The sequence below is a fragment of the Vibrio sp. R10-SG-ISO4 genome (assembly GCF_059834135.1).
This window is the reverse complement of record NZ_JCBDHJ010000001.1, coordinates 198,923-211,635: the sequence shown is the minus strand read 5'-3', so window position 1 is coordinate 211,635 and position 12,713 is coordinate 198,923. Positions and strand designations below refer to the sequence as shown.

The 12,713-nt window shown below is 50.3% G+C and carries 8 protein-coding genes, 1 tRNA gene and 2 rRNA genes; 5 read left to right on the top strand and 6 right to left on the bottom strand.

Annotation, left to right across the window (positions count from 1 at the left end; genetic code table 11):
- Window positions 1-268 precede the first annotated feature (268 nt).
- The 3 genes from AC6R03_RS00975 (at window position 269) to AC6R03_RS00965 (ending at window position 3,476) form a co-directional block, all read left to right on the top strand.
- Window positions 269-3,157 (top strand): 23S ribosomal RNA (locus AC6R03_RS00975).
- Window positions 3,158-3,242: 85 nt separating this feature from the next.
- Window positions 3,243-3,358: ribosomal RNA gene (rrf, locus tag AC6R03_RS00970) — 5S ribosomal RNA — on the top strand.
- 41 nt (window positions 3,359-3,399) lie between these two features.
- Window positions 3,400-3,476 (top strand) — tRNA-Asp (locus tag AC6R03_RS00965).
- 253 nt (window positions 3,477-3,729) lie between these two features.
- On the opposite strand, the gene glpX is transcribed toward AC6R03_RS00965, so the two are convergent.
- On the bottom strand, window positions 3,730-4,737 hold the full coding sequence (gene glpX / locus AC6R03_RS00960; protein WP_334555688.1) for a class II fructose-bisphosphatase: 1,008 nt from the start codon (window positions 4,735-4,737) through the stop codon (window positions 3,730-3,732).
- 316 nt (window positions 4,738-5,053) lie between these two features.
- On the opposite strand from glpX, the gene zapB reads away from it, so the two are divergent.
- Window positions 5,054-5,296, top strand: a complete 243-nt coding sequence (gene zapB, locus AC6R03_RS00955; protein ID WP_334555687.1) for a cell division protein ZapB — start codon at window positions 5,054-5,056, stop codon at window positions 5,294-5,296.
- 67 nt (window positions 5,297-5,363) lie between these two features.
- On the opposite strand, the gene metF is transcribed toward zapB, so the two are convergent.
- From metF to AC6R03_RS00940, 3 genes are all read right to left on the bottom strand, one after another.
- Entirely contained in the window at window positions 5,364-6,254 is an 891-nt protein-coding gene (gene metF / locus AC6R03_RS00950; RefSeq protein ID WP_487902563.1) for a methylenetetrahydrofolate reductase, read from the bottom strand.
- 225 nt (window positions 6,255-6,479) lie between these two features.
- Entirely contained in the window at window positions 6,480-8,894 is a 2,415-nt protein-coding gene (locus AC6R03_RS00945; protein ID WP_500631004.1) for a bifunctional aspartate kinase/homoserine dehydrogenase II, read from the bottom strand.
- Window positions 8,894-10,060, bottom strand: coding sequence for an O-succinylhomoserine (thiol)-lyase (locus AC6R03_RS00940; RefSeq protein ID WP_500631005.1), 1,167 nt, complete (start codon window positions 10,058-10,060; stop codon window positions 8,894-8,896). The genes AC6R03_RS00945 and AC6R03_RS00940 overlap by 1 nt, the downstream gene beginning before the upstream one ends.
- A gap of 260 nt (window positions 10,061-10,320) precedes the next feature.
- Here AC6R03_RS00940 and metJ point away from each other — a divergent pair, with 260 nt between their 5' ends.
- A complete protein-coding gene (gene metJ / locus AC6R03_RS00935; protein WP_334555683.1) occupies window positions 10,321-10,638 on the top strand; it encodes a met regulon transcriptional regulator MetJ in 318 nt (105 codons plus the stop codon).
- Between the two features lie 113 nt (window positions 10,639-10,751).
- Here metJ and AC6R03_RS00930 read toward each other — a convergent pair whose 3' ends face one another.
- Window positions 10,752-12,032 (bottom strand): malic enzyme-like NAD(P)-binding protein, encoded by a 1,281-nt coding sequence (locus AC6R03_RS00930; RefSeq protein WP_487902566.1) that lies wholly within the window; start codon window positions 12,030-12,032, stop codon window positions 10,752-10,754.
- A gap of 241 nt (window positions 12,033-12,273) precedes the next feature.
- Window positions 12,274-12,495: a 50S ribosomal protein L31 gene (gene rpmE / locus AC6R03_RS00925; protein ID WP_334555681.1), complete on the bottom strand. Its 222-nt coding sequence runs from the start codon at window positions 12,493-12,495 to the stop codon at window positions 12,274-12,276.
- Window positions 12,496-12,713: the final 218 nt, after the last annotated feature.

Sequence of the window (12,713 nt, the reverse complement as noted above, 5' to 3'; positions counted from 1 at the left end):
ACAATTTGGAAAGCTGACAAAACAACAATTTATTGTTGTTTGTAAAGTTCTCAAAGTATTCATATCTATGAATACACAAAAACACATTCAAGTGTTCTTGGCTTTTTGTTTTCACTTTTTATAAAAAAGTAAAATAAAAAGATATTTGAGTCCGGCAAAATCGAGTCTGCATCATGTTTAAATAATTGCAGACAACTTTGGTTGCTTAGTTTGTTTTCACTTTTCAAAGTGAAAGTAAATGAGCCAATAAGACCCTTTGGGGTTGTATGGTTAAGTGACTAAGCGTACACGGTGGATGCCTTGGCAGTCAGAGGCGATGAAGGACGTATTAACTTGCGATAAGCCCAGATTAGGTAGTAAAAACCACTTGAGTCTGGGATTTCCGAATGGGGAAACCCACCTGCATAAGCAGGTATCGTTATGTGAATACATAGCATAACGAGGCGAACCGGGGGAACTGAAACATCTAAGTACCCCGAGGAAAAGAAATCAACCGAGATTCCGAAAGTAGCGGCGAGCGAAATTGGACTAGCCCTTAAGCTTTATATGCGTTAGACGAACGGTCTGGAAAGTCCGGCAATAAAGGGTGATAGCCCCGTAGTTGACAACGCACATTCAGTGAAATCGAGTAGGGCGGGACACGTGATATCCTGTCTGAATATGGGGGGACCATCCTCCAAGGCTAAATACTACTGACTGACCGATAGTGAACCAGTACCGTGAGGGAAAGGCGAAAAGAACCCCTGTGAGGGGAGTGAAATAGAACCTGAAACCGTGTACGTACAAGCAGTAGGAGCACCTTCGTGGTGTGACTGCGTACCTTTTGTATAATGGGTCAGCGACTTATATTCAGTGGCAAGGTTAACCATCTAGGGGAGCCGTAGGGAAACCGAGTCTTAACTGGGCGCTCAGTCTCTGGATATAGACCCGAAACCAGGTGATCTAGCCATGGGCAGGTTGAAGGTTGAGTAACATCAACTGGAGGACCGAACCGACTAATGTTGAAAAATTAGCGGATGACTTGTGGCTAGGGGTGAAAGGCCAATCAAACCTGGAGATAGCTGGTTCTCCCCGAAAGCTATTTAGGTAGCGCCTCGGACGAATACTACTGGGGGTAGAGCACTGTTAAGGCTAGGGGGTCATCCCGACTTACCAACCCTTTGCAAACTCCGAATACCAGTAAGTACTATCCGGGAGACACACGGCGGGTGCTAACGTCCGTCGTGGAGAGGGAAACAACCCAGACCGCCAGCTAAGGTCCCAAATTATTACTAAGTGGGAAACGATGTGGGAAGGCTTAGACAGCTAGGATGTTGGCTTAGAAGCAGCCATCATTTAAAGAAAGCGTAATAGCTCACTAGTCGAGTCGGCCTGCGCGGAAGATGTAACGGGGCTAAGTAATAAACCGAAGCTGCGGCAATACCTTTTAGGTATTGGGTAGGGGAGCGTTCTGTAAGCCGTTGAAGGTGTGTTGTAAAGCATGCTGGAGGTATCAGAAGTGCGAATGCTGACATGAGTAACGATAAAGGGGGTGAAAAACCTCCTCGCCGGAAGACCAAGGGTTCCTGTCCAACGTTAATCGGGGCAGGGTAAGTCGACCCCTAAGGCGAGGCCGAAAGGCGTAGTCGATGGGAAACGGGTTAATATTCCCGTACTTCAACTTATTGCGATGGGGGGACGGAGAAGGCTAGGTGGGCCTGGCGACGGTTGTCCAGGTTCAAGTGCGTAGGCTTGAGAGTTAGGTAAATCCGGCTCTCTTTAAGGCTGAGACACGACGTCGAGCGCCCAAGGGCGTGAAGTCATTGATGCCATGCTTCCAGGAAAAGCCTCTAAGCTTCAGATAAGTTGGAATCGTACCCCAAACCGACACAGGTGGTCGGGTAGAGAATACCAAGGCGCTTGAGAGAACTCGGGTGAAGGAACTAGGCAAAATGGTACCGTAACTTCGGGAGAAGGTACGCTCTTGACGGTGAAGTCCCTCGCGGATGGAGCTATTGAGAGTCGCAGATACCAGGTGGCTGCAACTGTTTATTAAAAACACAGCACTGTGCAAAATCGTAAGATGACGTATACGGTGTGACGCCTGCCCGGTGCCGGAAGGTTAATTGATGGGGTTAGACTTCGGTCGAAGCTCTTGATCGAAGCCCCGGTAAACGGCGGCCGTAACTATAACGGTCCTAAGGTAGCGAAATTCCTTGTCGGGTAAGTTCCGACCTGCACGAATGGCGTAATGATGGCCACGCTGTCTCCACCCGAGACTCAGTGAAATTGAAATCGCTGTGAAGATGCAGTGTACCCGCGGCTAGACGGAAAGACCCCGTGAACCTTTACTACAGCTTGGCACTGAACATTGAGCCTACATGTGTAGGATAGGTGGGAGGCTTTGAAGCAGGTACGCCAGTATCTGTGGAGCCGACCTTGAAATACCACCCTTGTATGTTTGATGTTCTAACTTAGCCCCGTTATCCGGGGTGAGGACAGTGCCTGGTGGGTAGTTTGACTGGGGCGGTCTCCTCCCAAAGAGTAACGGAGGAGCACGAAGGTGGGCTAATCACGGTTGGACATCGTGAGGTTAGTGCAATGGCATAAGCCCGCTTGACTGCGAGAATGACAATTCGAGCAGGTGCGAAAGCAGGTCATAGTGATCCGGTGGTTCTGAATGGAAGGGCCATCGCTCAACGGATAAAAGGTACTCCGGGGATAACAGGCTGATACCGCCCAAGAGTTCATATCGACGGCGGTGTTTGGCACCTCGATGTCGGCTCATCACATCCTGGGGCTGAAGTCGGTCCCAAGGGTATGGCTGTTCGCCATTTAAAGTGGTACGCGAGCTGGGTTTAGAACGTCGTGAGACAGTTCGGTCCCTATCTGCCGTGGGCGTTGGAAGATTGAAGGGGGCTGCTCCTAGTACGAGAGGACCGGAGTGGACGAACCTCTGGTGTTCGGGTTGTGATGCCAATCGCATTGCCCGGTAGCTAAGTTCGGAATCGATAACCGCTGAAAGCATCTAAGCGGGAAGCGAGCCCTGAGATGAGTCTTCCCTGGCACTTTAAGTGCCCTTAAGGGTTGTTCGAGACTAGAACGTTGATAGGCAGGGTGTGTAAGCGCTGTGAGGCGTTGAGCTAACCTGTACTAATTGCCCGTGAGGCTTAACCATACAACACCCAAAGGGTTTTGATGGACTCAATGTAAGAACATTGAATGTGTAAGAACGTAAACAGCTTTCCGAATTAAAGAATTTGCTTGGCGACCATAGCGATTTGGACCCACCTGATTCCATGCCGAACTCAGAAGTGAAACGAATTAGCGCCGATGGTAGTGTGGGGTTTCCCCATGTGAGAGTAGGACATCGCCAGGCTTCAAATTATGGACACTTGCTTAGGCGAGTGATGCCACTGCGGAGTGGTAGTTCAGTTGGTTAGAATACCGGCCTGTCACGCCGGGGGTCGCGGGTTCGAGTCCCGTCCACTCCGCCACTTATACTAAGCCTTAGTCGAAAGACTAAGGCTTTTTACGTTTAACGCTCCCGAAAGTGATGTGCACTTTTTCGCGGGCCGGAATGCCGGACCATCGAGTCCCACTTCGCCACTTATACTAAGCCTTAGTCGAAAGACTGAGGCTTTTTTACGTTTAACGCTCCTGAAAGTGCTGGGTTCGTCTGCTCGACGGTTTTATACAGACAAGAAAAAGCCAGCACGTTGGCTGGCTTCGAAGAGAGGGCTGACGAGATTAAAGAATAATGTCTCGCACTTCAGGGTCTTTGCGTTCTAGGTAGTGTGTCGATTTAATGCGACGAATGGTGCGGCAGCGTCCACGGATCAGTAAGGTTTCTGTGGTGGCGATGTTACCTTGGCGGGTAATGCCCTCAAGCAGGTCACCTTTGGTGATGCCAGTGGCAGAAAAGACGACGTTATCGCTGCGAGCCATCTCTTCCATAGTCAGCACAACATTGGCTGTCACGCCCATTTCTTCGCAACGTTTTAGCTCAGCAGCGCCGTAGATGCGGTTTTCTTCGCTATCACCTTTAACTTCATGTCTAGGTAGCAAGCGGCCATGCATATCACCATCGAGTGCACGGATCACAGCGGCAGATACCACACCTTCTGGTGCGCCGCCAATGCAGTACATCATGTCGACTTCACTGTCAGGCAGGCAGGTAAGAATGGAGGCGGCCACGTCACCATCAGGTACGGCAAAAACGCGTACCCCCATTGCTTGCATCTCAGCAATCACCTTATCGTGACGCGGTTTTGCTAAGGTGATCACCACAAGTCGATCGAGCGGCTTGTTGAGCGCTTCAGCGACGTTAATAAGGTTCTCTTTGAGTGGTTTATTGAGGTCGATACAGCCTTTTGCGCCTGGCCCCACAACCAGTTTTTCCATGTACATATCTGGGGCTTTTAAGAAGCTGCCTTTTTCACCTGCGGCCAGAACAGCCAGCGCATTGGACTGGCCCATGGCTGTCATGCGGGTCCCTTCAATTGGGTCAACCGCGATATCGACACAATCACCACCTGTCCCTACTTTTTCACCGATATACAGCATAGGCGCATCATCGATCTCGCCTTCACCAATGACAATCTCACCTTCGATTTCTGTTTTATTAAGCAGGGTACGCATCACTTCGACAGCGGCACCGTCGGCGGCGTTCTTATCGCCACGGCCAAGCCATTTATAACCCGCTAGGGCTGCGCCTTCGGTAACTCTAGAGAATGCCATTGCTAAATCGCGTTTCATGATGACTCCAACTGGTAGGAAAAACTGAACAAAATTAAATCGCCGCGATTTTAGCACATCACTAGGGAAACGTTTGCCTTTTTGGTTCAGCAGGGTTGAACTGGATCAAACCAGGGGCAGGAAAACGGGCGGAACTATTCATTCTTCTGGTCTTGTAAACTCTGAGTCAAATTGCGTTGTTTTTTTAATCGAATGACGCAGATTTGCAAATATAGGGCGTGTTTAAAGCGGCTTGGCTGAGTAGAATGGAAGGTAAATGGGTTTGTCATGTCGTATGACCCAACCATCCAGAGAATGATTAAAAAGGTAGGCAACGATGTCTTTTGAAGTACTAGAAAAACTAGAAGCAAAAATCCAAACCGCGGTTGATACTATCACTCTGCTTCAAATGGAAGTGGAAGAGCTTAAAGAAGAAAAGCAGAAGCTAGCAAATGAAGCGAACGAGCTGCGTACAAGCCGTGAAGAGTTGGTCGCGCAAAATCAGCAGATGCAACAAGAACACACAGCATGGCAAGAGCGCATCCGCAGCTTGCTAGGTAAGATGGAAGACGTTGAGTAATCATCGTTTCTGTAGACTAAAAAGGGTTGGCACAGTGCCAACCCTTTTTGCTTTGGTATCTGTCAGATTAGACCTGAGGGCGCACGCCCAAAGTGTGGCAAAGCGCGTAGGTCATTTCGGCGCGGTTGAGAGTGTAGAAGTGGAAATCTTTCACACCTTCACGACTTAGGATACGCACCATGTCGATGGCTTGGCTCGCACCCACCAATTGGCGAGTGGTTGGGTCGTCATCCAGCCCTTCAAATTGTTTCGCCATCCAGCCAGGGACTTTGACGTTATTCTGCGCGGCAAAACGTGAAGCTTGTTTAAAGTTGGAAACAGGAAGGATGCCCGGAACAATTTCGACATCAATGCCAGCCGCAACACTGCGATCACGAAAGCGTAGGTAGCTCTCTACATCAAAAAAGAACTGAGTAATGGCGCGGTTTGCGCCTGCATCGACTTTACGCTTGAGGTTCAGCAGATCCGACTGCGCACTTTTTGCTTCAGGGTGTACCTCGGGAAAGGCTGCAACAGAGATATCAAAGTCGTGACGTGATTTAAGCAGTTCCACGAGATCGGAGGCGTACATATCCGGTTTGCCACCACCAGGAGGAATATCACCGCGCAGTGCGACGATGCTTTCAATACCATTGTTCCAGTAATCGTCAGCAATCTGAATGAGCTCGTCACGGCTGGCATCGATACAAGTGAGATGAGGTGCCGCAATTAGGCCGGTCTCGGCTTTGATCTCTTTAATGATGGAGTGAGTGCGATCACGCTCGCCGGAGTTGGCGCCGTAGGTAACAGAGACAAATTTAGGCTTAAGGGTTTTGAGGCGATGAACCGAGTTCCACAGCGTCTCTTCCATTTTTTCGCTGCTCGGAGGAAAGAACTCGAATGACACATTGATGTTGTTCGATAGCTCGGCAATATTTTGGTTTAAAGCGTCAATATGACTCGCGTGTGTGTATCCCATCTTTCTCTCTCCGTGTGGCGACCCTATCCGTAGGTAACTGCAGCCCCAACATTCAATTTGATTAAATCGACGTTTAGACGTCTATATGTCCACAGAATGTATTGAATACGTTTTAATGTCAACACTCCCACCATGAATTTTTTTCAAGTTCATAATGAGAGAATTTGAAGTGCGCGAAGCACGACGCCCGAATAAGAAAACAGGTTGCCGAAGCAACCTGTGAAACTAGAGAAAACTGGACAACAAGTTAAGGTCTGATTGAATCGCGCCAGAGGTCACTTCTCGCCCCGCCCCCGGTCCGCGAATGACCAGTGGGTTGTCCTTATACCATTTGCTCTCAATCGCAAAGATGTTGTCGCATGGTAACAGGTTAGCCAAGGCGTGTTCTTTGCTGAGTGCTTCGACACCTACTCGAGCTTTACCGTTCTTTTCCAGTCTCGCGACGTAGCGCAGCACTTTGTCTTCACGTTGCGCTTTCTCGAGCCTTTCTGCCAACTGTTCGCTGAGCTGCTGACTGTTATCGAGAAAATCATCCAGTGAGAGTTCGGCCAGTTCATCGGGCACTAAGCTCTCGACTTTGACCGATTCAGGCTCAATCTCGAGACCGGCTTCTCTGGCTAAGATGACCAGCTTGCGCATTACGTCAGAGCCATCGAGATCCTGCCTAGGGTCTGGCTCGGTTAAGCCTTGCTGCCACGCTAAATCGACCAACTCGGCAAACGGTACGCTGCCATCATATTGTTGGAACAACCAAGAGAGGGTGCCAGAGAAAATCCCTGAGACCGCATAAATGACATCGCCACTCTCACGCAAATCGCGCACAGTGTGGTTGATCGGCAAGCCTGCTCCGACGGTGGCATTGTAGAGCCAATGGCGGTTTATTTTGGCAAACGCGTCTTGCACTTGGTGGTAGTAAGCACTTGAGGCTGAGCCGGCAACCTTATTGGCAGAGATAAGATGCATGCCTTGCTCAGCGATATCGAGGTAGCGCTCAGCTAACTCTTTGCTCGCCGTCACGTCGAGTACGACCACATCGTCATAGCCCTGAATCGCACCGAGGCGCTGAATCCACTCGCCTTTCTGATATGGGATAGACTCTTCATCGAAATGCTCACTGACCGCGCTAGGATCGATGCCTTGGTCATTAAACCAATAGGTTTGACTGTCGATCACTGCCACGAGCTCAAAACTCATTCCACGACGCTTTTCTAGCTCTGCTTTTTGTTCTGCAAACAGGGTTAACCAACTGGAGCCAATGTTGCCTTTGCCGCATAGGGCGATGCCGACTCGTTTTTGTGCTTGGAAAAGTTGGTTGTGAATCGCCTTAACGAGTGGTTCGGTTTCGGTGCGGCGTAAGACAGCCACCAAACTGAGACCGGAACGAGATTCAGAGATGAACTCGACAGGCGATGACTTGAGCTTCTGGTAAAAGCCGTAACAGTGGTTGGCGTTGTTGGTGACACCAGCGCCTACGGCAGCGACAAGGGCGTAGCCCTCCTTGAGTTTAATTTCTGCTGCGATGGCGGAATCTTGTAAGAAGCCTAAAGCGCCCCCTGCAATTTCCGAGGTATAAGCAAGGCGTAATGAGTGCTTATCCGCTTGGACTTCATAAGTCAAAGGTTCAAGTTGGGCGCGTTTCAAACTGCTTAGCACTTCTTTTTCCATGCGATTGAAATCATGGCCAGAGGCGAAGTTTAACTGAATCAACAACACGTCATTGAGTGAGGAGATGATCTTGGCACCACGCCCAGAGGCGAGGACGCGCTCAATGCGGCTAGAGCCAGATTCAGGGTCGTAACTGCAGCGCAAGTGTAAGTCCATCGTACTTTGAGCGACAGGCTGCAAGGTACGGCTATGCAGCACGGGGGCGGCAAGGCGTGCCAGTTCACTTGCTTCATCCAGTCGCAATAGGGGCAGAAGACAAGCATCACTGACAAGGCGAGGGTCTGCGCTGTATACGCCAGCAACGTCACTCCAAATCGTGACGCGACTGACCTCTGCGAGCGCGCCAATCACGGTGGCAGAGTAATCGGATCCGTTTCGGCCAAGCAGCACGGTTTGGCCTGCTTGGTTTTGCGCCATAAAGCCGGTAAACACCAGACGACGCTGTGAGTGTTGCGCCAAAATTTCCTTCAGTAGTGGGTAGGACTGACCACGATCCACTTCAGGTTGCGTGCCGGTTTCTGCCCGTAAGAAAGTGCGAGAGTCTTGCGCGATGGCTGGTAAACCCGCTTGATTCAATAGCGCGGCGAGCAGTCTTGAGGACCACATTTCACCGTGGCCAAGTACCGCAGCTCGCTCCGCCTCGCTTAACGGGGCGCTTAATTCGCCGAGGGTGGTGAACTCGTCTTTGAGCGTCGCCAGCATGTGCGCTTGTTCGTCGTCACTGTCAATCAAGGCTTCGATAAGCCCTGTTTGGAATTGTCGTACCGACTGCAACGCTTCATGGGCAAGGCGGCCGTCTTTATAGAGCGCTTCGGTAAATTCAATCAAATGATTGGTGGTTTTACCGGCCGCTGAGACAACGATCAGATCATCGCTGCCAGAGTATTCTTTGAGTATGGTGACTACCCGGCGGTAGCACTCCGGATCCGCTAAGCTGCTACCACCAAATTTATGCAGTTGACGCGATGTCGTCATTACGCGGACTCCTTCACACAGTTAAAGGCTTGCTTGAGATCGTCAATCAGGTCATCGGCATCTTCAAGACCGACAGACAGACGCAGCAGTTGCTGAGAGACACCTGCCTCGGCCAGCGCCGCTTCTCCCATCGCACGGTGGGTCATTGACGCTGGGTGACAAATGAGGCTTTCTACGCCGCCTAGCGATTCTGCAAGAGAGAAGAGTTTCAGCTCACCGACAAACTGTTTCAGTTCTTCAAAGCTGCCAGCGAACTCGAAGCTGAGCATAGAACCAAAGCCTGATTGTTGTTTCTTAGCGATGTCATGGCCAGGGTGATCCGGCAAGCTTGGGTGATAGATGCGGCCGACCAGTGACTCTGTTTTCAGAAAGTCGAGAATGTTTGCCGAGCTTTGTTCATGCACCTTCATTCGTGCGCCTAACGTGCGGATGCCGCGCAGCGTCATGTAGCTATCAAACGGCGTGCCGGTGGCCCCAATGCAGTTGCCCCACCAAGCCAGTTCTTCAGCGTGCGCTTTGGTTTTTGTGATCACCACGCCGCCAATCACATCGGAGTGACCGTTGATGTATTTGGTGGTTGAGTGAATAACGAAATCCGCACCCAGTTCGAGTGGCTTCTGGAAAATCGGGGTTAAGAAGGTATTGTCAACCGCGACCAGTGCGCCGACTTGTTTCGCTTGCTGGCAGACTTTCTCGATATCCACCACACGCACCAAAGGATTTGATGGCGTTTCCAACAGGATAAGCTTGGGTTTCTGGTTGATGGCGGCGGTCAAGGCTGCGTCATCGGATTGGTCGACGAACAACACGTTGAAGTCGCCTTTTTGCGCACGGGTATTGAAGAGTCGATAGGTGCCACCGTAGCAATCGTGTGGCGCGACAATCAAATCATCTGGCCCGACAAACGCAGACACCCAAAGGTTGAGCGCTGAGGTGCCACAGTTGGTCACCACTGCGCCTTCTCCACCTTCTAATTCATACAGCGCCGTTTCAAGCAGGCCACGGTTCGGGTTGCCAGAACGCGTGTAATCGTATTTCGGCACTTCACCAAACGCCGGAAATCCGTAATTGGTCGAGAGATAAATAGGGGGAACGACAGCGTGATGTTGGGTGTCTGACTCGATACCAGTACGTACCGCGATGGTGGCGGGTTTGCGCGTGCTCATAGCGTTTTCCTTGCGAACAGTAGTGACTTGTTTTAGGGAATGCGATATACCTGTTGCTTATCAGGTGTATCCGGCACCCAATGTGGTGTAGTGCTGCGACACACTCACAGTTTGGGCCGATTCCACTCCTATCGCCAACCACTTTACTTCTCATTTTTTAAGACGTCAACACTTCTAGACGTCTATATGTCTTTGCTTGTAGCCATAAATACCGTTAAAATTGTGGTTTAAACACTCATACGCAAATATAAAGGTGCGCAATGGCAGACTGGAATGGCGAATACATTAGCCCATACGCAGAACACGGTAAGAAAAGTGAGCAAGTGAAAAAAATCACGGTCTCCATCCCACTTAAAGTCCTTAAGGTATTAACAGACGAGCGTACGCGCCGCCAGATCAACAACCTGCGTCATGCCACCAACAGTGAGTTGTTGTGTGAAGCGTTCTTGCACGCTTACACAGGTCAACCATTACCGACGGATGAAGATTTGCGTAAAGACCGTCCAGATGATATTCCCGCTGAAGTGAAAAAGCTGATGACGGAGATGGGGATTGAGTTTGAGGCGTTTGACGACTAACGCTCGCCCTGTTTTGCACCGAATTTGAATGCAAAAGCCGCTGACATCGTCAGCGGCTTTGTTGTTTTTGCTCAGCCAGAGACAAAGGTCGTGGCTGGTAGTGGGCGTCAAGGTTACTCGATATCCATGTAATGGTCAGGCAGCTCAATGCGTGCCACCCCGGATTCTACCGCGGCTAACGCGACCGCTTTGGCGACGCGGGGGAGTAGTCTTGGGTCCATCGGTTTTGGAATAATGTAGTCTGGGCCAAACGAGAGTGAATCCACACCCGCGGCGGTCAGAACATTGGCAGGGACCTCTTCCTTCGCCAGTTGACGGATCGCCGCTACGGCAGCGAGCTTCATCTCATCGTTGATCTCGCTAGCACGTACATCCAGTGCGCCACGGAAAATAAACGGGAAGCAAAGTACGTTGTTGACTTGGTTCGGGTAGTCACTGCGACCTGTACCCATAATGAGGTCATTGCGTACATCATGAGCGAGCTCAGGTTTGATCTCAGGATCTGGGTTAGAGCAGGCAAACACGATGGGTTTGTCGGCCATCAATTTAAGATCATCTGGCGATAACAGGTTAGGACCAGAAACGCCAAGGAACAGATCGGCGCCTTCGATGACATCTTGCAGCGTACGTTTGTCGGTGTTGTTGGCAAACAGTTGTTTGTATTCGTTGAGATCATCACGTCGAGTGTGGATCACACCTTTGCGATCCAGCATGTAAATTTTCTCGCGCATCGCGCCGCACTTGATCAGCAGCTCCATACAAGCGATGGCAGCCGCACCGGCGCCCAGACAGACAATCACGGCGTCTTCCAGTTTTTTACCTTGCAGCTCAATGGCGTTTAACATGCCAGCAGCCGTCACAATGGCGGTACCGTGTTGGTCATCATGGAAGACTGGCACATCACAGCGCTCAATTAATTGTTTTTCGATTTCAAAGCAGTCTGGCGCTTTGATGTCTTCTAAGTTGATGCCGCCAAAGGTATCCGCGATGTTGGCGACCGTGTCGACAAACTCATCGATGGTGCGGTGTTTGACTTCGATGTCGATGGAGTCCAAACCTGCAAAGCGCTTAAACAGCAGGGCTTTGCCTTCCATCACGGGCTTTGATGCCAGTGGGCCAAGATTACCTAGGCCAAGAATCGCTGTGCCGTTGGAGATCACTGCCACCATATTGCCTTTTGCGGTGTACTTATAGACATTATCGGGGTTTTGAGCGATCTCTCGTACCGGCTCGGCCACGCCTGGGCTGTAGGCGAGTGCGAGATCTTGCGCGGTTTCTGCTTGGGTGGTCAGCTCGACAGAGATCTTGCCTGGTTTTGGAAAGGCATGGTAGTCGAGCGCTTTTTGGCGAAATTGTTCTTCAGGGGTCAGGTCTTGACGGTGGTCATCAGGCATAGAAATAGGTACTCGTTAAAATGATTCAGCACAAAGGGGGTTAATCATTTTAGAGGAACTGAGTCAAGCTGCCTAGGTCAGAATGCGAGCGAGTAGGGTAATATGTGGGAAATGACTGGAGATTAGACCAGATAGAAAGAGATATGACTGCGGGTTTTACTGTGAATAGGTTAATTGCTCTAAAATCTCTGGCAACAAAAAAGGACGCCGCAGCGTCCTTTTTCCTATCCGCGAGAAGGAATTACTTCTTACCGCTTGATAGAGCACCGAAACGCTTGTTGAAGCGATCTACACGGCCGCCTGTATCAACGATACGTTGCTTACCAGTGTAGAATGGGTGACATTTGTCACATACGTCTAGGTGGATTGATTCTTTGTCTAGAGTAGATTTGAACTCAAATGTGTTGCCACAAGAACAAGTTGCTGCTACTGCTTTGTATTCTGGGTGGATTCCAGCTTTCATGGGGTAACCTCAATATAGGCCGTGTCGCTATCCGATTCAGAGCCGGACACCACACGTAGTTAATGTAAAATGGATTTAGGACACCGCTGCCAGAGCAGCCATATCTCTAAGGCGCGATATAGTAATGAATAGTACGCCTAGGATCAACCGATTTGGGGTAGAAATCGCTACTTTTTTAGCCGCTGCAGGAGAGGGAGACGCATGGATGTTATCGCGAA